The sequence below is a fragment of the Bradyrhizobium zhengyangense genome, assembly GCF_022012555.1.
GTDB lineage: Bacteria > Pseudomonadota > Alphaproteobacteria > Rhizobiales > Xanthobacteraceae > Bradyrhizobium > Bradyrhizobium zhengyangense.
Genome location: NZ_JAKLTZ010000002.1, coordinates 533,169 through 552,041, shown reverse-complemented (window position 1 = coordinate 552,041; position 18,873 = coordinate 533,169). Strand labels below are relative to the sequence as shown.

Sequence of the window (18,873 nt, the reverse complement as noted above, 5' to 3'; positions counted from 1 at the left end):
GGACAAGCGAAGCGCAGATCCAGGACCCATCATCCCAGACGCAGTTTGGCGAAGACTCGTAATTGCAGCCGGCGTGCTGCACCCCCCGGGGGTAACGGGTCCTGGCTTTCGCCAGGACGACAACGGAGGAATCGGCTAATCTGCCCCACATGGACAGCCCCGCCCGCAACATTGCCCTTGTTCCACCGCCTGACCGCCGTCAGTCGGAGACAGCGCTCGCGATCGCGCGTGGCACGGCGCGGCTGTTACGTTCGCTCGGCTTTTCCTGCATCAGCGAATTGCCGCTGCCGTCGGGCCGGCGCGCCGATCTGGTGGCGCTGAACGAGCGCGGCGAGATCTGGATTGTCGAGATCAAATCGTCGGTCGAGGATCTGCGCGCCGATCAGAAATGGCACGAATACCGCGCTCATTGCGACCGGCTGTTCTTTGCCTTCACGCAGGATCTGCCTTGCGAGATCTTTCCGCAGGACACCGGCCTGATCATCGCCGATGCCTATGGCGCGCACATGCATTGCGAAGCGCCCGAGCACAAAATCGCCGCCGCCACGCGCAAGCAGATGACGGTGCGGTTTGGCATGGCGGCAGGCTTGCGCATCAACCGCCTGCTCGATCCGCAGGGGCACGCGGATTTTTGGGAGTAGCGGCGTCCCAATAAGGGTGCCGTAGGGTGGCCAAAGCGAAAGCGTGCCCACCCAATTCATCGATGAAATTCAGAGAGAAGCGGTGGGCACGGCGCTGTGCGCCTTTGCCCACCCTACGGCAACATTACCTCGGCGCGCGCTTGGCCAGGATCCGCTGCAAGGTGCGGCGGTGCATGTTGAGGCGGCGCGCCGTTTCCGAGACGTTGCGATTGCACATCTCGTAGATGCGCTGGATGTGCTCCCAGCGCACGCGGTCTGCCGACATCGGGTTCGCCGGCAGCTCGGATTTTTCAGCGCTGGTCGAGAGCAGCGCGGCGACGACGTCGTCGGCATCCGCGGGCTTCGAGAGATAATCGATCGCGCCCATCTTCACCGCGGTGACGGCGGTGGCGATGTTGCCATAGCCGGTCAATACGATGGCGCGGGCTTCGGGACGCTTCTTCTTCAGCGCGGAGACGACGTCGAGACCGTTGCCGTCCCCGAGCCTGAGATCAACCACAGCGAAGGCCGGAGCGGACTTGCCGATTTGTGCAAGACCATCCGAGACCGTGTCACATGACGTCACCGCAAAGCCGCGTGTCTCCATGGCGCGCGACAGGCGCTCCAGGAACGGCTTGTCGTCCTCAACGATGAGAAGCGAGCGGTCGGTCTGTTCATTCAGTTCGGCGATGGCGTTCAAGGTTTTGTCCTCTCTCCTGCACATCTACATATGGCGTCGCAATCAGGCGGTGCCAAGGCCGCCAATAGTCGATCGGGCCTCGCATGCGACGCAAGGTCGCGGCCTATCCTATTGTTTCCTCGAAGCTCTCGATAGCCTCAAAACGCTCGCGCGGCCACGCAATCTGCACCACCGCGCCGTGTTCCGGAAAGGTCCGGTTGGTAAACGAGACCTTGGCGCCGGTGCGTTCGAGCAGCGTGCGGGCGATGAACACGCCAAGCCCGAGGCCGCCGCCGGAATCCTGGGCGCGCCGCCGCGACAGATAGGGTTCGCCGATGCGGTTCATGAGATCGGGCGGAATGCCCGGGCCGTCGTCGGAGATCACGATCTCGATCGTGTCGTTGTTCCACCAGGCATTCACTTCCACCGCGGAGTTGGCGAAATCGACCGCGTTCTCGATGATGTTGCCGACGCCGTAGAGCACCGCCGGATTGCGCGATCCGACCGGCTCGGCTGTTGCGGCCACGGCAATCCGCACCTTGATGTCGACGCCGAAATCGCGATGCGGCGCCACCACTTCCTCGATCAGCTCGGACAGTTTCATGCGGTCGAACGGCGCGCCGGTGGAGGAGAGCTGGGTGATCTTGCTCAGGATGTCGCGGCAACGCTGCGTCTGCTCGCGCAGGGTCTTCAGGTCGGCGGCAAACACTGGATCCTTCACCGTCTTCTGCAACTCGCGCGAGATCAGGAAGATGGTCGCCAGCGGCGTGCCGAGCTCGTGCGCTGCGGCGGCGGCCAATCCGTCGAGCTGGGTCAGATGCTGCTCGCGCGTCAGCACCAGCTCGGTCGCGGCGAGCGCGTCCGCCAGCTTGCGCGCTTCTTCGGTCACCTGAAACGAGTAGAGGCTGGTGACGCCGATCGCGAGCACGATCGAAAGCCAGACGCCGACGAGATAAATCGGCGGCAGCACCACCGGATCTTCCGAGTCCCACGGCAGCGGGAAATGAACGAAGAACAGGATCGAGGCGCAGGCGACGGCGAGGATGCCGAGGCCAAAGGTCAGCCGGGCCGGCAAGGCGGTGGCCGAAATCAGGACAGGCGCGAGGAACAGGAACGAGAACGGGTTCTGCAATCCGCCGGTGAAGAACAACAGCCCGGCCAGTTCCACGATGTTGAGCGCCAGCAGCGCGGCTGCGTGGATCGGCTCCAGCCGCTGCATCGGATTGACCGCAGTCTGGAGTACCAGATTGAGCATGGCCGACAGGCCGATGATGCTGACGCAGGGAACAATGGCGACATCGAACTCGAGCCCCTGCGCCACGATGAAGATCGCAGCTAACTGGCCCAGCACCGCAAGCCAGCGCAGCCGCAGGATGGTGTCCAGGCGGATATGTCGTTGCGACGGGCGGAAGTCGGAAGCGGCGGTCTCGGTCATGACAGGCCAATCTAGCGGTGCGCGTGTCCTATCACAAACACGCTGGCCCACGATTCCAACGAGTTACAAGTCCAATGCGTTACAAGCCTTCGAGTTACAAGTCTTGCGCTCCACCGCGCAATGGCGGAGAACGCCTCCAGCATGACTGAGAACTCCAAGGCTTCAAGCTGGCCGACTGTCGCGGAGGGCATTTCGTCCGCGGCCATCGAGGTCGATCGTCTCGTCAAGGTCTACAAGCAGACCCGCGCGGTCGACGGTATCTCCTTTTCGCTTCCCCGCGGCAGCATCACCGGGCTGCTCGGCGGCAACGGCGCCGGCAAGACCACCACCATCGCCATGATCATGGGGCTGGTGCTGCCGACCTCCGGCCGTGTCCGCGTGCTCGGTCATCGAATGCCGGAAGAGAGTGCCGAGGTGCTGGGGCGGATGAATTTCGAAAGCCCCTATGTCGACATGCCGATGCGGCTGACGGTGCGGCAGAACCTCACGATTTTCGGCAAGCTCTATGCAGTCAGGCACCTTGCTGACCGCATCGCAAAACTGGCCGACGATCTCGATCTCAACGATTTCATCGACCGCGCCAACGGCAAGCTCTCGGCCGGGCAGAAGACCCGTGTTGCGCTGGCGAAGGCGCTGATCAACCAGCCCGAGTTGTTGCTGCTGGACGAGCCGACCGCCTCGCTCGATCCTGATACGGCCGACTGGGTGCGGAGCCATCTGGAGCGCTATCGGAAGGATAACAACGCCACCATCCTGCTTGCGTCGCACAACATGCTCGAGGTCGAGCGGCTCTGCGACCGCGTCATCATCATGAAGCGCGGCCGCGTCGAGGACGACGACACGCCCGACGCCATCATGGCCCGCTACAACCGCACCACGCTGGAAGAGGTGTTCCTGGACGTCGCGCGCGGCCGGGTCAATGGTGCGCAGGAGGCAGCGCGATGAGCGAGCTCGCCCTGCACCGCGGCATCTCCGTGCAACGCATCGGCGCGATGATCCTGCGCTACTGGTATTTGTTGATGTCGTCCTGGCCGCGGCTGCTCGAGCTGTTGTACTGGCCGGCGCTCCAGATCATAACCTGGGGCTTCCTTCAGCTCTACATCGCCCAGAACGCCAATTTCTTTGCGCGCGCCGGCGGCACGCTGATCGGCGCTGTCATTCTCTGGGACATCCTGTTCCGCGGCCAGCTCGGTTTCTCCATCTCCTTTCTGGAGGAGATGTGGGCGCGCAACCTCGGCAACCTCATGATGAGCCCGCTGAAGCCGATCGAGTTTCTGCTCTCGCTGATGGCGATGAGCCTGATCCGGCTTGCGATTGGCGTCATCCCGATGACGCTGCTCGCGATCGCGTTCTTTCACTTCAATGTCTACAGCCTCGGCCTGCCGCTGATCGCCTTCTTCTGCAACCTGATCTTCACCAGCTGGTCGGTCGGCATCTTTGTGTCGGGGCTGGTGCTGCGGAACGGCCTTGGCGCCGAGAGCATCGTTTGGACCTTGATGTTCGGGATCATGCCGCTCGCCTGCGTCTATTATCCGGTCAGTGTCTTGCCGCACTGGCTGCAAGCCATCGCCTGGTCGCTGCCGCCGACTTACGTGTTCGAGGGGATGCGCGCACTCCTGATCGAGAGCACCTTCCGAACCGATTTGATGCTGGAAGCGTTAGCCATCAACGCTGGGCTCCTGCTGGCTTCTTTTGGGGCATTCCTTGCCCTTTTGCGCAGCGCCAGAAAGCACGGCTCGCTGCTCTCGGGTGGCGAATAACGTCACTTTCTCGTGGATTCAGGCTGGTTTGGCCGGTCTGGCCACGTAGATGTACGGAACCATGCATTGACGCAATATTACGCATTCGGCAGTATGCTGCGATGCGAAGAGGAATTTGATCATGCCTATTGGTGAGTTTGGCGGCGCGCCGCCCCTGGCGGCAGAAGGCAGCCCGGTCCTGACCACGCCGATGTACTGGATGTACGAGATGGCCCACGCCTCTCTCAATCCGGCGCGCGCAGTCACCGATGCGACAAAGCTGCTGTTTCAGAATCCGCTGAATCCCTGGGCGCGTACCGAAGTCGGCAAGTCGGTCGCCGCGGCCTGCGAATTGTTCGAGCGCACCACGCGCCGCTACGGCAAGCCGGAATGGGGCCTCAACGACACCGAGGTCAACGGCATCCGTGTCCCTGTCGAGGTCCGCTCGGTCTGGGAAAAGCCGTTCTGCAGCCTGCTTTACTTCGATCGCAAATTCGCGCGCCCGCTGCGCAGCCCGCAGCCGCGTGTGCTGATCGTGGCGCCGATGTCCGGCCACTACGCGACGCTGCTGCGCGGCACAGTCGAGGCCTTGCTGCCGGCGCATGAGGTCTACATCACCGATTGGGCCGATGCGCGCATGGTGCCGCTCAGCGAAGGCCGTTTCGACCTCGACGATTACATCGACTACGTCATCGAGATGCTGCATGTGCTTGGTGGCAACACCCATGTGATGGCGGTGTGCCAGCCTTCCGTGCCTGTCGTCGCCGCGGTCTCGATCATGGAAGCGCGGCGCGATCCATTCGTGCCGACTTCGATGACGCTGATGGGCGGTCCGATCGACACGCGCCGCAATCCGACCGCCGTGAACAATCTGGCACAGGAGCGCGGCATCGACTGGTTCCGCAACCACGTCATCACCAAGGTGCCATTCCCGCATCCGGGCATGATGCGCGACGTCTATCCGGGCTTTCTCCAGCTCAACGGGTTCATCAGCATGAACCTCGACCGCCACATGGACGCCCACAAGCAGCTCTTCGCCCATCTGGTGAAAGGCGACGGCGACCTCGTCGACAAGCATCGCGAGTTCTATGACGAATATCTCGCGGTGATGGACCTCTCGGCCGAGTATTACCTGCAAACGGTCGACACCGTGTTCGTGAAGCATTCGCTGCCGAAGGGCGAGATGACCCATCGTGGAACGCGCGTCGATCCCTCCAAGGTGACGCGCGTTGCGTTGATGACGGTCGAAGGCGAGAACGACGACATTTCGGGTCTCGGCCAGACCGAAGCAACACACGCATTGTGCAGCTCGATCCCGGATCATCGCCGCGTTCATTACGTCCAGAAGGGCGTTGGACATTACGGCGTGTTCAACGGCTCGCGCTTCAAGTCGGAAATCGTGCCGCGTATCCACGATTTCATGGTCTCGGCTGCGAATCCGAGCTCGTTGCAGGCGCTTGCAGCCGAATAATCCCGGATTTCGGCTTTCCCGTCGAAATTTCGGGCTCTCCCAGACCTTCCGGGAGGGCCTGGTTCCCGTCAGATTCGAGGTATTTAGGTAGCGTTATAGGAGTGAGTCTGCCCTCACCCCTTGGGGGTGTCGCATGCGTCCAACGGGGGCGAAAAAAGCGGGTTCCAACCCCAGTCTGTAGGGTCTCCCGGACGTCAGACCCCTGTATATTGGGCAAATGATTTGTTTTTGCGCCGAGCGCTTTCCCTGGCGGCGGTTATGGCAGAATCCGGGCGATCTCCTGCTCCCCGGACTGACAGACATGGCCACACGCGCACTCCTTTATCGGCGGCCCCACGAACCGAAGACCCTTGTCATCAGCCATGGATCGCAATTCTTTGCGATTCGGCTGCGCAGACACCGGCGGGCGCGTCGTTACACGCTTCGAATCCATCCGAGTGATCGTGAAGCCATCCTCACGATGCCGCCGCGCGGCACGCTCGCCGAAGCCAAGGACTTCGCGCAGCGTCATGGCGCGTGGATCGCGGCACGTCTCGGTCGTCTGCCGAAGGCTGCGCCGTTCCAGCCTGGCACAGTGATACCGCTCCGCGGCGTTCCCCATCGCATCGTGCATCGCGCAGGCAGCCGCGGCACGGTGTGGGCAGAAATTCGCGACAGCGGTGAACGCATTCTCTGTGTCGCCGGTGGCCATGAGCATGTCGATCGCCGCGTCAACGACTTCCTCAAGCGCGAGGCGCGCAAGGATCTGCAGCGTTCGGCGGAGATCCACGCCGCCGAGCTCGGCGTCAAGGTGAAGCGGCTGTCGATCCGCGATCAGTCCAGCCGCTGGGGCTCCTGCACCTCGGCCGGCTCGCTGTCATTCTCCTGGCGCCTGATCCTCGCGCCGCCCTATGTGCTGGACTATCTCGCCGCGCATGAAGTGGCCCATCTCGTCGAGATGAACCATTCGGCGAAGTTCTGGCGCGTCTGCGGCAAGATCTGCCCGTCCATGGAGCGCGCCAAGAAGTGGCTCGACACCTGCGGCAACGACCTGCACCGGTACGGGGTCGAGGATTAGGCTGCGCAACTAGCATCTTGGAATGTGTCATCGCCCGCCTTGTGCGCATTTGCGCACTGGAGCGGGCGATCGCATTTTTGCCCCATCGCATCAGCCCCTTCGACCGATCCACCTCGCATCACGCCGCGACACGCCGGCTACTGTGCATGGGGTTGTTTCGCGGTCTTGGTTTTGCGGCTACCGATTTCCGCCAAACAGCCGGTCCATCAGCCAGCCGTCAAGCCCTGCAGCCGGCTCCGGCCGCACATTGGCGCGCGTCGGCGGCGGGGCGCGATAGCCGCCATTGCTGACCGGCGCAGGTGAAGCTCCGGGTGCCGCCTGGGTCGGCGGCGATATCTGCGATGAGATCTGCACCAGGTTCGACGGCCCCCAATTGCCTTGCAGGTTCGGCAGGGCCGCGACCTGCACGCCCTCGTGCGCGGCGCGCATGAAGCGGGTCCAGACCTCCACGGGCAGGCCGCCGCCGGTCGCCTTCTTGGTCGGCGAGTTGTCGTCGTTGCCGAGCCAGACGCCGGTGACGAGGTTCGACGTGTAGCCGATGAACCAGGCGTCGCGATAATCCTGGCTGGTGCCGGTCTTGCCGGCCGCCTGCCAGCCGGGGATATCGGCCTTCTTCGCGGTGCCCGAGATCAACGTCTCCCGCATCATGCTGTTCATCATGCCGACATAGCGCGGCTCGACCACCTGGTTGTGCTCGTCGGGCTGGCGCATGTAGAGCAGCTTGCCGTCGAGCGTCTTGATCCGCGTCACCACATGCGGCGTGGCCGCGAAACCGCCATTGGCGAACGGCGCATAGGCGCCGACCAGCTCGACGACGGAGACTTCCGAGGTGCCAAGCGCGATCGAGGCGTTGGGCTCGAGTTTGGAGGAGATGCCGAGCCGGTGCGCGGTGCGCACCACGTTCTTCGGTCCGACCTCGAGGCCGAGGCGGATGGCGACGGTGTTGAGCGACATCGCCAGCGCCTGCGTCAGCGTCACCGGGCCGAAATACTCATGGGTGTAGTTCTCGGGCTTCCACCCTTTGACCTCGATCGGCGCGTCCTGGCGGATGGTGTCGGGCGTCAGCCCCTGCTCCATCGCCGTCAGATAGACGAACGGCTTGAAGGACGAGCCCGGCTGGCGTTTTGCGGTCACCGCGCGGTTGAACTGGCTCTCGGAATAGTTCCGACCGCCGACCATTGCGCGCACCGCGCCGTCAGGCGTCATCGCCACCAGCGCGCCCTGGCTGACATTGAACTTCACGCTCTTGGCCGCGAGCTCGTCGATGATGGCGGCTTCCGCCAGCGCCTGGAGCTTCGGATCGATCGTGGTCTCGACCTTGATGCTGTCGTCGATCTGCCCGACGAGATCATCCAGCACCTCGCCGATCCAGTCGGCGACGTAGTTCACGGTGCCGGCGCCGACCGGCTTCACATTGTAGGAGGGGTGGCCGATCGAGGCCTGCGCCTGGGCTTCGGTGATGAACTTGGCATCCGCCATCGCGGCCAGCACGACCTGCGCGCGCGCTTCCGCGCCTTCCGGATTGCGGTTGGGCGCAAGCCGCGAGGGCGATTTGACCAGGCCCGCCAGCATCGCGGCTTCCGCGATCGTCACGTTCTTGGCCGGCTTGCCGAAATATTTCTGCGCGGCGGCCTCGACGCCGTAGGCGCCGGAGCCGAAATAGACCCGGTTGAGATAGAGCTCCAGGATCTCGTTCTTGGAATGCTTGCGCTCCAGCCAGATCGCGAGCTCCGCCTCCTGCAGCTTGCGCGCCATGGTGCGTTCCTGGGTCAGGAACAGGTTCTTGGCGAGCTGCTGCGTCAGCGTCGAGCCGCCCTGCGACACGCCGTGATGGAGCAGATTGGTGACGAGCGCGCGCAGGATGCCGACGGGATCGATGCCGAAATGCGAATAGAAGCGGCGGTCCTCGATCGCGATGAATGCCTTCGGCAAGTACGGCGGCAGATCCTTCAGCGACACGTTGGCGCCGGCCATCTCGCCGCGCTGCGCCAGCAGAGTGCCGTCGATGCCCACGATCTGGATCGTTGGCGGGCGTTTTGGAATCTCCAGCGACTGGATCGGTGGCAGATGGGCGCCGACCCAGATCACGACGCCGATCACGGCGATGACGCCCCACAGGCTGAGTACGGCGCCCCAATAGACGAGGCGGCCGAGGCCGGCGCTGATGGATGATCGCGACCGGCGCTTGGCGCCGCTGCTCTTGGCCGGGGCCTTGCGCTCGCGCGGGGGCTCGTCGTCGGAGGGTTCGGCCTTGCGCTTGCTGGCCGATTTCTTCGGCTTGTGGTCGCCGCCGCCGGGAATGCGATCCGCCGCCGTCAGGCGCAGATCGGCGAGCGCCGCGGGCAAGCCGAACAACGGCTCCTTCCGCCCACCCTTTTTCTTTGCCGACCCCATACGCAAAACGCCCGGTCACCCCGCCCCGCCGCACGCTAGCGGTCGCTGTTTAAGGCCCGGTTACCCTGAGGTTAACGCGTGATTAGGAGGTGCGGCATTCGCCCGCCGCAGTTCCGCTTCCAGCGCGCGGGCAGTAGGATCGAACGCATAAGAAGAGGAAACGGCTATGGGCCACATCGATCCGACCAAGGAGATCTTCGCGCAATTCCGGGACAACGACCGCCCCGGCCCGATCCACATGCTCAATCTGGTGCGCTTACGCAAAGAGGCCGCCTACCCCGACGGCCGCAAGGCCAGCGGCGCTGAGGCCTATGCGGCCTATGGTCGCGAAAGCGGCCCGGTGTTCGAGCGCCTCGGCGGCCGCATCGTCTGGCAAGGCCGGTTCGAGCTGATGCTGATCGGCCCGCAGGACGAACGCTGGGATCATTGCTTCATCGCGGAATACCCGAGCGTCGCCGCCTTCGTCGAGATGATCCGGGACCCCGTCTATCGCGAAGCGGTGAAGCACCGGCAGGCGGCGGTGGAGGATTCGCGCCTGATCCGCCACGCGGTGCTGCCGGTGGGGAAGAATTTTGGCGAGATACCGGAATAGACGCTCGCAAAGAAAATCGGCGGCCCTTGGGCCGCCGATCGCATTCCAAAGTTCGATCACTAGCCCGCCGGGCCCGCGTCCTCGAGGATCGGGCCAAACAGCTCCCAACGCTCGCCGTTGAACTTCATCATCTGAAGCTGCTTGTTGACGCGATAGTCGGTCGGCGATGTGTTGGCAACGATGCCCGGCAGCGAGAGGTCGAGCTGCACGTCCTTCAGGCTGGTGGCAACCTTCATGACGTTCTCGCGGGTCAGGTTGTCACCGCACTTCTGAAGCACGTAGATCATCAATTGCGAGGTTGAGTATCCGTAGCTGTTGAAGCTCGAGTCCTTGTCGCCTTCGGGATAGTACTTCGCCATGAACTCGAAATACTTCTTCATGCCGGGGTCGTCCTTCCAGGTCGGGTCCAGCGGATCCTTGCCGTAGTTGACGCTGATCACCCCCTTGGACGCCTCGAGCCCTGCGGGCTTCATCACCGCACCGACCGAAGTGGCGTTGATGTCGAGGATCTGCACCGGGTGCCAGCCGAGCTCGGCGATCTTCTTGATCGCCTGCGCGGCCTGTTTCGGCGTCGTCGCGCTGAAGAACAGGTCGGCACCGGCGTCCTTGATCTTGAGGATCTGCGAATCGACCGTGGGATCGGAAACCTCGTAGGACGTTTCCGCGACGATCATGCCAGCCGCCTTGTCGCCGAGGCCGGCCTTGATGCCGTTCAGATAGTCCTTACCGAGATCGTCGTTCTGATAGAGGATGCCGATCTTGGCGTTCGGATGGTTCTTGATGATGTATTGGCCGTAGATGCGGCCCTCGACGAAGTAGTTCGGATTGAAGCCCATCGTCCACGGGAAGTTCTTCGGGTCGGTGAACTTGGAGGCGCCGGTGGCCGCGAAAAGTTGTGGCACCTTCTTGGAGTTGAGATATTTCTGCACCGCCGCGTTCGAGGGGGTGCCGAGAAGCTGGAACGTGAGCAGCACCTCGTCGCTCTCGACGAGCTTGCGCACCTGCTCGACCGCCTTCGGCGGCGAATAGGCGTCGTCGTACTGGATCAGGTTGATCTTGCGGCCGTTCACGCCGCCCTGATCATTTATCATCTTCATATAGGCGGCCTGCGTCTTGCCGATCGTGGCATAGGCCGAGGCCGGTCCGCTGAACGGATTGGTCTGGCCGATCTTGATTTCGGTGTCGCTGGCGCCGGGATCATATTTCTTCTGGGCATTGGCCGCAGAGGCCGAGAGCGCAAGGGTGAGCGCCGTCGCCGTGACCAGATGCAAAAGTCCGTTCCTCATTCGCAATTTCCTCGGTTTGTTATTTGCAGATGGTCTTGCCGGACGGCACTGCCGCGCACCCGACGCCATCGCTGGGCGCGAGTGTGAAGGAACCGTTGTTGCAACGCAAGGCGGGGGGCGCTGGCAGTTCGTAGGGTGGGTTAGCCATGCGGGGCGTAAACCACCCTACGCCGTTAACTAACCTGCCGGACCCGAGTCCTCGATGATGGGTCCGAACAGCTCCCAGCGTTCGCCGTTGAACTTCATCATCTGCATCTGCTTGTTGACCCGGTAGTCGTTCGGCCCGGTGTTGATCTTGATGCCGGGTAGCGCGAAGCTCGGGGTGAAGTCCTTGATGTTGGCGACCTGCTTCATGACGTTCTCGCGCGTCAGGTCGTCACCGCATTGCTTCAAGACCTGCACCAGCAGCTCGGCCACCGAATACCCATAGGTATTGACCGTGTTGAGCTTGTCACCCTCCGGAAAATACTTGTCCATGAAGGCGAAGAAGGCCTTCACGCCGGGATCGTCCTTCCACTGGGGATCGCCGGGCTCCTTGCCGTACTGCGTCGAGATGATGCCCTTGGAGATATCGAGGCCGGCCGGCTTCAATGTCGCCGAGATCGGGCTCGCATTGATGTCGAGGATGTGCACCGGCGTCCAGCCGAGGTCGGCAAGCTTCTTGATCGCCTGCGCCGCGAACTTTGGCGTGGACGCGTCATAGAACAGATCGGCGCCCATCGACTTCAGCTTCACCACCTGCGAGTCCACCGTCGGGTCGGTGACCTCGTAGGAGACCTCGCCGACGATCATGCCGGCGGCCTTGTCGCCGAGCCCGCTCTTGAGGCCAGCGAGATAGTCGCGGCCCATGTCGTCGTTCTGGTAGAGCACGCCGATCTTGGCGTTCGGGTGTTCCTTGAGAATGTATTTCGCGTAGATCCGCCCTTCGGAGATGTAGTTGGGATTATAGGCGATGGTCCAGGGATAGTTCTGCGGATCGTTGAAGCGCGCCGCCCCGGTGGAGGCGAGCAGCTGCGGGACCTTCTTGCCGTTGAGATATTTTTGCACGGCGGCGTTGGCGGCCGTGCCGATGATCTGGAAGGTGAACAGCACTTCGTCGCCTTCGACGAGCTTGCGCACCTGCTCGACGGTCTTCGGCGGCGAATAGGCATCGTCATACTGGATCAGGTTGATCTTGCGGCCGTTGATGCCGCCCTGGTCGTTGATCATCTTGAAGTAGGCCGCCTGGGTCTTGCCGATATTGGCGTAGACGGAGTAGGCGCCGGAGAACGGCACGGTCTGGCCGATCTTGATCTCGGTGTCGCTCGCGCCGGTGTCGTATTTTTTCTGGGCGAGGGCCTGGTTGGCGGAGAACGCGAAGGCGAGCGCCGCCGTGGCAGCTATCAAGGCTCTGCGAGTGCTCATGTTGGGTTGTTCCTCCTGACGGAATTTTCCGGCCGACGGTCTTTTCCCGTTGCTTGCAACGGTCGCCATCGCTGCTGGCGAGTGTGGAGGAACGGCGGACGCCGCGCAAGGATCGCGGCGTCGCGCTGAAGCGTCTCAGGCTAGGCCAGAGTCTTTCGCCGGCAGCGTCTTACGCCAGGAACAACGCAACCAGCGCGATCGCGGCCGGCAGCGCCTGCACGATCAGGATGCGCGTGCTGACGGTGGCCGCGCCATAAGCGCCGGCCACGATCACGCAGAGCAGGAAGAACACCTTGATCTCGAACGCGAAGGCCGGATTGCCATGCAGCAGCCCCCAGATCAGGCCGGCGGCGAGGAAGCCGTTGTAGAGCCCCTGATTGGCCGCCAGCACTTTCGTGATCTCGGCCTTCTCAGGCGTGTTGCGGAATGTCTTCAAGCCGAGCGGCTTGTCCCAGAGAAACATTTCCAGGATCAGGAAATAGGCGTGCAGTGCGGCGACCAGCGCCACCAGGACATTGGCGACAAGAATCAAGTTGAGCTCCCCCAAAAGCGTCAGCTTTCGGGTGGACGTTAGCACGGCCGGCATGGCAAGTGCGATGCCGTGTTTCGATGCAATGGTGCCGCCATGCCCGCGCGATCAACCAGGACTCTTGAACGCTTCGGTCTCGATCGGCTGGCGACGCCGATCGGGACCGCGCTGCTCGTCACCGACGCCGAAGGCCAGTTACGCGCGCTCGATTGGGACGATTACGAGCATCGGATGCGCGAGTTGTTGCGCCTGCATTACGGCGCGGTGGAGCTCTGCGATCAGTTAGCGCCGACGGCGATGAAGACCGCGCTGTCGGCATATTTCGAGGGCGATCTCGATCAGCTCTCGCGTGTCGCATGGCGCATCGCCGGCACGCCGTTCCAGCAAAAGGTCTGGACCGCGCTGGCGCAAATCCCGGCAGGCACGACGATGAGCTATGGCGCGATGGCCGCAAGGATCGACATGCCCAGGGCCATCCGCGCCGTCGGCCATGCCAACGGCTCCAACCCGATCAGCGTGGTGCTGCCGTGCCACCGCCTGATCGGTGCAGACGGTTCGCTGGTGAAGTACGGCGGCGGGCTGGAGCGGAAGAGGTGGCTGCTCAGGCATGAGGGCGTGGAGGTTTGAAGCCTCGGTCGTTCCGGGGCGCCCATAGGGCGAACCCGGAACTTCGAGATTCTCAGGTGCGCAATTGCGCACCATAGTTCGATGCCGCGCATCGCCCCGGAATGACGGAAGAAGATCACGCCGCCGGCTGAACCGCCTTGTCGCCGGCCATCACATGGGTCAGCGCGCTCTTGATCGCGGACTGCCGCGTCGGCGCGTTGATCTGCGCGCCGAGGAGATCGGTGACGTAGAACACGTCGCGGGCGCGCTCGCCGAAGGTTGCGACATGGGCCGAGGCGATGTTGAGGTTGAGCTTCGAGATCGCGGTGGTCAGCTCGTAGAGCAGGCCGGGGCGGTCGAGGCCGGAGACCTCGATCACGGTGTAGCGGTCGGACCATTGGTTGTTGATGGTCACTTCCGGCTCGATCACGAACGGCCTTGCCTTGCTGCGCACGGTGCGCCGCGCCACCACCTCGGGCAGGCGCAGCTTGCCTTCAAGCACGTCCTCGATCATCTCGCCGATGCGGGTGGCTCTGCGGCCTTCGTCCTCGTCACGATCGTATTCACGCGAGATCGAGATGGTGTCGAGCGCGCGGCCGTCGGTCGTGGTGTAGATCTGGGCGTCGACGATGTTGGCGCCGGCCGAAGCACAGGCGCCCGCGATGATCGAGAGCAGCCAGGGATGGTCGGCGGCGAAGATCGTGAGTTCGGTGACGCCGCGCACCTCGTCGAAGCCGACATTGATCGCGAGCTTGTGGCCGGCCTGTTCGCTCGATCGCACGAAGCGTGCGTGGCGAATTTTTCGCGGCAGCTCGACCTTGAGCCAGTAGGCCGGATAGTGCCGGCCGACATAGGCGTCCAGCTCGTCGGCCGGCCATTCGGCGAAGGCGTGACGGAATTCGGCGTAGGCGGCCGTGAGGCGCTTGCCGCGGTCGACCTCCGAGAAGCCGCCGGTCAGCACCGGCTCGGTCTCGTAATACAGCGAGCGCAATAGCTGCGCCTTCCAGCCGTTCCACACGCCCGGACCGACGCCGCGAATGTCGGCAGTGGTCAGGATCGTCAGAAGCTTCATCTGCTCGACCGATTGCACGACGGCGGCAAAGTTCTCGATGGTCTTGCGATCGGAGAGATCGCGCGACTGCGCGACCGTCGACATCGTCAGATGTTCCTCGATCAGCCAGGCCACGAGCTCGGTGTCGGACGCGCTGAAGCCGAGCCGCGGGCACAGCCGCCGCGCCACCTTGGCCCCTGCGATGGAGTGGTCTTCCGGCCGACCCTTGGCGATGTCGTGCAACAGCGTCGTGATGTAGATCACCGCACGGTGCTCGGGACGGATTTTGCGCATCAAATCGCTGGCGAGAGTGAATTCCTCGATGCCGCCGCGCTCGATGTCCTGGAGGAAGCCGACGCAGCGGATCAGGTGCTCGTCCACGGTGTAGTGATGATACATGTTGAACTGCATCATCGAGACGATCTTGCCGAAGGCGCGGATGAAGTGGCCGAGCACGCCTGTTTCGTTCATCCGCCGCAGCACGATCTCGGCGTTGTCGGAGGTGAGAATCTCCATGAACAGCCGGTTGGCCTCGGGATTCTCGCGCATCTGCGCGTTGATCAGGCCGAGCGAGCGCGTCACGTCGCGCATCGCGTCCGGATGGAAGGCGAGGTTGTTCTTCTGCGCCAGGCGGAAGATGCGGATCAAATTGACCGGATCGTGCTTGAAAACGTCGGGCGCGGCGACGTTGATGCGGTTGTTGTCGACGATGAAATCGTCGCTCTCGGGCACGCGCCGCTTCGCTGGCGTCGGGCGCAGCCGCGCCATCATCCGGCTCAGCACCGGGGCGGGCTTGGCCTGCTGGTCCTCGAGCTTGGCGCAGAGGATGGCGGTGAGATTGCCGACTTCCTTGGCGACCAGGAAGTAGTGCTTCATGAAGCGCTCGACGTCCTGCATGCCGGGATGCGAGGTGTAGCCGAGCCTGACAGCGATCTCGCGCTGGAGGTCGAAGGACAGCCGCTCCTCCGGCCGCCCGCAGTAGAAATGCAGATTGCAGCGCACCGACCAGAGGAAGTCGGCGCAACGGCGGAAGCTGCGATATTCCTGCGCGTCGAACACGCCGCGTTCGACGAGCTCGTCGGTGTCGCGGACGCGATAGACGTATTTGGCGATCCAGAACAGCGTGTGCAGGTCGCGCAAGGCGCCCTTGCCGTCCTTGACGTTGGGCTCGACCAGATAGCGCGACTGGCCGCCGCGGCGATGGCGCTCTTCGCGCTCGGCGAGCTTGGCGGTGACGAATTCGGAGGCGGTGCCCTGCACCACTTCCTTGTCGAAGCGCGCGACAAGCTCGTCATAGAGCGGCTGGTCGCCGGTGAGGAAGCGCGTCTCCAGAATGGCGGTGCGGATGGTCATGTCGCCACGCGCCTGCCGGATCGACTCGTCGACCGAGCGCGTGGCGTGACCGACCTTCAGACCCATATCCCAGAGGCAATAGAGGATGGCCTCAGCCACCTGCTCGCCCCAGGCGGTCTGCTTGTAGGGGAGGATGAACAAGAGATCGATGTCGGACTCGGGCGCCATCAGGCCGCGGCCGTAGCCGCCGGTCGCAACCACCGCCATGCGTTCGGCGCCGCTCGGGATCGGTGAACGATAGAGATGGCGGGTCGCGGCCGAGTAGAGAATGCGGATGATCTCGTCCTGCACGTGGCACAAGCGCTCGGCGCAGCGGCGGCCGTGGCGGTCCTTCAGCAGGATCGCCTGCGCGGCGGCCCGCGCGGCGATGAGTTCCGCCTTGAGCAATTGAGCAACTGCGGTGCGGAACGTGTCCTCACGCCCCTGATGCTTCTCGGCAAGCGCATCGACCGCGGCGGTGATCCGCGCAGTGTCGAAACGATCATCCACCTGTGGCTTATGCTCGGTCGCAACGCTATCCATGTCTCACCGGATATAAGAGGCGGCAGGCGCTGTCATCAGCCATTCGCCAGCAATAGTCGTTCCATGCTGGAAATCGCCGGCTGGAAGCAAAATTGTTCTCAGGCCACGCGCTTTCAAGGGCGGGATTTTCTCGTTGACCTCTAGGCATAACTCATTGAAAAACAATGAAGTTTTTGAGGAGGCTGGGCATGGCTGACATCACACGACGTATTCTGCTGGCGGGAGCCATTGCGCTCGCCATAGCCCCCGCGGCGCGGGCGGCCGATCCGCTGAAGGAAATCCGCATCGACTGGGCGACTTACAATCCGGTGTCGCTGGTCCTGAAGCAGAAGGGGCTCCTGGAGAAGGAGTTCGCCAAGGACGGCATCACCATCACCTGGGTGCAGTCGGCGGGCTCCAACAAGGCGCTCGAATTCCTCAACGCCGGCTCGATCGATTTCGGCTCGACCGCCGGCTCGGCGGCGCTGGTCGCGCGCATCAACGGCAATCCGATCAAGTCGATTTACGTCTACTCACGCCCTGAGTGGACCGCGCTTGTCACGGGCAAGGATTCCAAGATCGCTGATGTCGCTGATCTCAAGGGTAGGCGCGTCGCGGTGACGCGCGGCACCGATCCGCACATCTTCCTGGTGCGTGCGCTGCTGGGCGCGGGGCTCACCGAGAAGGACATCACGCCGGTGCTGCTGCAGCATGCCGACGGCAAGACCGCGCTGATCCGTGGCGACGTCGATGCCTGGGCCGGTCTCGATCCGATGATGGCGCAGGCCGAGATCGAGGAGGGCGCGAAGCTGTTCTATCGCAAGGCCGACGCCAACACCTGGGGCATCCTCAATGTGCGCGAGCAGTTCTTGAAGGACTATCCCGACGTCGCCCGCCGCGTGCTCGCAACCTACGAAGAGGCGCGGAAATATTCGCTCGCCAACTACGATGATCTGAAGAAGACCTTCATTGCGGTGACAAAACTGCCCGAGGCCGTCGTCGACAAGCAGCTCAAGGAGCGCACCGAGCTCACCCACAGCCGTATCGGCGTGCCCCAGCGCGAGTCGATTCTCGCCGCCGGCCTCGCGCTGCAACAGGCCGGCGTCGTCGATGCCAAAGTCGACGTGAAGGCGACGCTGGATGCGCTGATCGACGACCAGGTCCCGCTGCCGGCGAATTAGTAAGAGGCAGACCGGCGCCACACACACTGCGTCGTCCCGGGCTCGCGCCGCGCGCGCCCCGGGGACGACAGCGGAGAGCGCGGCAAGAGTCATGTTGCAATCCCTCGCCAGACGCGTTTCCTACCGGGCATGATCTCCGACGCACCAGTGCTGCAACAATCATCGGAACCAGCCGAGAGCGCCGGCGCGGCCTCGCGGTTGTCGCGCCATGCGCGGCCGGTGCTGGGGCTGCTGCTGCCGGTGATCCTCGCGCTCGGCTGGGAGCTGGTGGTCTGGTCCGGCTGGTCCAATGGCCGCCTGGTGCCGCCGCCCTCGCGCGTCTTCGCCACCATCGCTGATCTCGCCCGCTCCGGCGAGCTGCTCCGCCACATCGCCGCGACGTTGTGGCGGGTCGGGCTCGGCTTCGCCTTCGGCGTCGTCGCTGGCACGGTGCTTGGCGCCCTCTCGGGCTATTGGTCGCTGGCGCGGCGGCTTCTTGATCCCACTGTACAAGCGTTGCGCGCGATCCCGTCGCTCGCCTGGGTGCCCCTGTTCATCCTCTGGCTCGGCATTTTCGAGACATCGAAGATCGCGCTGATCGCGGTCGGCGTGTTCTTCCCGGTCTATCTCGGCGTGATGGGCGCGATCCTCTCGGTCGATCGCAAGATCGTCGAGGTCGGCCGCACCTTCCGCCTCTCAGGCTTCGCGATGATCCGCCGCATCCTGCTGCCCGCCGTGCTGCCGGCCTATGTCGTATCCTTGCGCGTTGGCCTTGGTCTCGGCTGGATGTTCGTGGTCGCCGCCGAATTGATCGGCGCCTCCGAAGGCCTCGGCTATCTCCTGCTCGACGGCCAGCAGCTCGGCAAGCCGGCGCAAATCCTCGCCGCCATCGTGATCTTCGCCATTCTCGGCAAGCTGACGGACTGGCTGATCGAGGTCGCCGCGGCACCGTTCCTGCGCTGGCAGGACGCCTTCGGCCGCGCGAAGGGAGCTTGA

At 63.6% G+C, this 18,873-nt stretch carries 16 protein-coding genes; 9 read left to right on the top strand and 7 right to left on the bottom strand.

The window, feature by feature from the left end; all coding sequences use genetic code 11:
* The first annotated feature begins 149 nt into the window (after positions 1 to 149).
* Positions 150 to 641: an MmcB family DNA repair protein gene (locus L6639_RS07815; RefSeq protein WP_237860462.1), complete on the top strand. Its 492-nt coding sequence runs from the start codon at positions 150 to 152 to the stop codon at positions 639 to 641.
* Between the two features lie 124 nt (positions 642 to 765).
* Here the strand turns inward: L6639_RS07815 and L6639_RS07810 are convergent, their stop codons facing one another.
* Positions 766 to 1,320: an ActR/PrrA/RegA family redox response regulator transcription factor gene (locus tag L6639_RS07810; RefSeq protein WP_271607750.1), complete on the bottom strand. Its 555-nt coding sequence runs from the start codon at positions 1,318 to 1,320 to the stop codon at positions 766 to 768.
* 103 nt (positions 1,321 to 1,423) lie between these two features.
* The gene (locus L6639_RS07805) at positions 1,424 to 2,734 is read right to left on the bottom strand and encodes an ActS/PrrB/RegB family redox-sensitive histidine kinase (protein ID WP_237860460.1); all 1,311 of its coding nucleotides are present in this window, start codon (positions 2,732 to 2,734) and stop codon (positions 1,424 to 1,426) included.
* A gap of 141 nt (positions 2,735 to 2,875) precedes the next feature.
* On the opposite strand from L6639_RS07805, the gene L6639_RS07800 reads away from it, so the two are divergent.
* The 4 genes from L6639_RS07800 (at position 2,876) to L6639_RS07785 (ending at position 7,001) form a co-directional block, all read left to right on the top strand.
* Entirely contained in the window at positions 2,876 to 3,679 is an 804-nt protein-coding gene (locus L6639_RS07800) for an ABC transporter ATP-binding protein (protein ID WP_237860456.1), read from the top strand.
* The gene (locus tag L6639_RS07795) at positions 3,676 to 4,494 is read left to right on the top strand and encodes an ABC transporter permease (RefSeq protein ID WP_237860454.1); all 819 of its coding nucleotides are present in this window, start codon (positions 3,676 to 3,678) and stop codon (positions 4,492 to 4,494) included. Before L6639_RS07800 ends, L6639_RS07795 begins: the two co-directional genes overlap by 4 nt.
* 121 nt (positions 4,495 to 4,615) lie before the next feature.
* Positions 4,616 to 5,944 carry a polyhydroxyalkanoate depolymerase gene (locus L6639_RS07790; protein WP_237860452.1) on the top strand — a complete coding sequence of 443 codons (1,329 nt, stop codon included), beginning with the start codon at positions 4,616 to 4,618 and terminating at the stop codon, positions 5,942 to 5,944.
* A gap of 217 nt (positions 5,945 to 6,161) precedes the next feature.
* Positions 6,162 to 7,001 (top strand): M48 family metallopeptidase, encoded by an 840-nt coding sequence (locus L6639_RS07785; RefSeq protein ID WP_237860449.1) that lies wholly within the window; start codon positions 6,162 to 6,164, stop codon positions 6,999 to 7,001.
* A 177-nt stretch (positions 7,002 to 7,178) separates the two neighbouring features.
* Here L6639_RS07785 and L6639_RS07780 read toward each other — a convergent pair whose 3' ends face one another.
* A complete protein-coding gene (locus tag L6639_RS07780) occupies positions 7,179 to 9,395 on the bottom strand; it encodes a transglycosylase domain-containing protein (protein ID WP_237860447.1) in 2,217 nt (738 codons plus the stop codon).
* 166 nt (positions 9,396 to 9,561) lie between these two features.
* Here L6639_RS07780 and L6639_RS07775 point away from each other — a divergent pair, with 166 nt between their 5' ends.
* Positions 9,562 to 9,987 carry a DUF1330 domain-containing protein gene (locus L6639_RS07775; protein ID WP_060737395.1) on the top strand — a complete coding sequence of 142 codons (426 nt, stop codon included), beginning with the start codon at positions 9,562 to 9,564 and terminating at the stop codon, positions 9,985 to 9,987.
* Positions 9,988 to 10,046: 59 nt separating this feature from the next.
* Here L6639_RS07775 and L6639_RS07770 read toward each other — a convergent pair whose 3' ends face one another.
* From L6639_RS07770 to L6639_RS07760, 3 genes are all read right to left on the bottom strand, one after another.
* On the bottom strand, positions 10,047 to 11,273 hold the full coding sequence (locus L6639_RS07770) for an ABC transporter substrate-binding protein (protein ID WP_237860445.1): 1,227 nt from the start codon (positions 11,271 to 11,273) through the stop codon (positions 10,047 to 10,049).
* Between the two features lie 177 nt (positions 11,274 to 11,450).
* A complete protein-coding gene (locus tag L6639_RS07765; RefSeq protein ID WP_237860442.1) occupies positions 11,451 to 12,677 on the bottom strand; it encodes an ABC transporter substrate-binding protein in 1,227 nt (408 codons plus the stop codon).
* 169 nt (positions 12,678 to 12,846) lie between these two features.
* Positions 12,847 to 13,263 (bottom strand): DUF1304 domain-containing protein, encoded by a 417-nt coding sequence (locus L6639_RS07760; protein WP_237860440.1) that lies wholly within the window; start codon positions 13,261 to 13,263, stop codon positions 12,847 to 12,849.
* 39 nt (positions 13,264 to 13,302) lie between these two features.
* On the opposite strand from L6639_RS07760, the gene L6639_RS07755 reads away from it, so the two are divergent.
* Positions 13,303 to 13,833 carry a methylated-DNA--[protein]-cysteine S-methyltransferase gene (locus L6639_RS07755; protein ID WP_237860438.1) on the top strand — a complete coding sequence of 177 codons (531 nt, stop codon included), beginning with the start codon at positions 13,303 to 13,305 and terminating at the stop codon, positions 13,831 to 13,833.
* A 115-nt stretch (positions 13,834 to 13,948) separates the two neighbouring features.
* Here L6639_RS07755 and L6639_RS07750 read toward each other — a convergent pair whose 3' ends face one another.
* Positions 13,949 to 16,738: a [protein-PII] uridylyltransferase gene (locus L6639_RS07750; RefSeq protein WP_237860437.1), complete on the bottom strand. Its 2,790-nt coding sequence runs from the start codon at positions 16,736 to 16,738 to the stop codon at positions 13,949 to 13,951.
* A gap of 188 nt (positions 16,739 to 16,926) precedes the next feature.
* Between L6639_RS07750 and L6639_RS07745 the strand changes: the two genes are divergently transcribed.
* Positions 16,927 to 17,898 carry an aliphatic sulfonate ABC transporter substrate-binding protein gene (locus L6639_RS07745; RefSeq protein WP_237860435.1) on the top strand — a complete coding sequence of 324 codons (972 nt, stop codon included), beginning with the start codon at positions 16,927 to 16,929 and terminating at the stop codon, positions 17,896 to 17,898.
* Between the two features lie 129 nt (positions 17,899 to 18,027).
* A complete protein-coding gene (locus L6639_RS07740; RefSeq protein ID WP_237860433.1) occupies positions 18,028 to 18,873 on the top strand; it encodes an ABC transporter permease in 846 nt (281 codons plus the stop codon).

What these genes read in the sequence shown, in the direction of transcription:
- L6639_RS07790 (WP_237860452.1), top strand. Translation starts at nt 4,616, where the DNA reads ATGCCTATTGGTGAGTTTGGCGGCGCGCCGCCCCTGGCGGCAGAAGGC.
- L6639_RS07815 (WP_237860462.1), top strand. Translation starts at nt 150, where the DNA reads ATGGACAGCCCCGCCCGCAACATTGCCCTTGTTCCACCGCCTGACCGC.
- L6639_RS07805 (WP_237860460.1), bottom strand. Translation starts at nt 2,734, where the DNA reads ATGACCGAGACCGCCGCTTCCGACTTCCGCCCGTCGCAACGACATATC.
- L6639_RS07800 (WP_237860456.1), top strand. Translation starts at nt 2,876, where the DNA reads ATGACTGAGAACTCCAAGGCTTCAAGCTGGCCGACTGTCGCGGAGGGC.
- L6639_RS07765 (WP_237860442.1), bottom strand. Translation starts at nt 12,677, where the DNA reads ATGAGCACTCGCAGAGCCTTGATAGCTGCCACGGCGGCGCTCGCCTTC.
- L6639_RS07795 (WP_237860454.1), top strand. Translation starts at nt 3,676, where the DNA reads ATGAGCGAGCTCGCCCTGCACCGCGGCATCTCCGTGCAACGCATCGGC.
- L6639_RS07745 (WP_237860435.1), top strand. Translation starts at nt 16,927, where the DNA reads ATGGCTGACATCACACGACGTATTCTGCTGGCGGGAGCCATTGCGCTC.
- L6639_RS07775 (WP_060737395.1), top strand. Translation starts at nt 9,562, where the DNA reads ATGGGCCACATCGATCCGACCAAGGAGATCTTCGCGCAATTCCGGGAC.
- L6639_RS07740 (WP_237860433.1), top strand. Translation starts at nt 18,028, where the DNA reads ATGATCTCCGACGCACCAGTGCTGCAACAATCATCGGAACCAGCCGAG.
- L6639_RS07755 (WP_237860438.1), top strand. Translation starts at nt 13,303, where the DNA reads ATGCCCGCGCGATCAACCAGGACTCTTGAACGCTTCGGTCTCGATCGG.
- L6639_RS07750 (WP_237860437.1), bottom strand. Translation starts at nt 16,738, where the DNA reads ATGGATAGCGTTGCGACCGAGCATAAGCCACAGGTGGATGATCGTTTC.
- L6639_RS07760 (WP_237860440.1), bottom strand. Translation starts at nt 13,263, where the DNA reads ATGCCGGCCGTGCTAACGTCCACCCGAAAGCTGACGCTTTTGGGGGAG.
- L6639_RS07770 (WP_237860445.1), bottom strand. Translation starts at nt 11,273, where the DNA reads ATGAGGAACGGACTTTTGCATCTGGTCACGGCGACGGCGCTCACCCTT.
- L6639_RS07785 (WP_237860449.1), top strand. Translation starts at nt 6,162, where the DNA reads ATGATTTGTTTTTGCGCCGAGCGCTTTCCCTGGCGGCGGTTATGGCAG.
- L6639_RS07780 (WP_237860447.1), bottom strand. Translation starts at nt 9,395, where the DNA reads ATGGGGTCGGCAAAGAAAAAGGGTGGGCGGAAGGAGCCGTTGTTCGGC.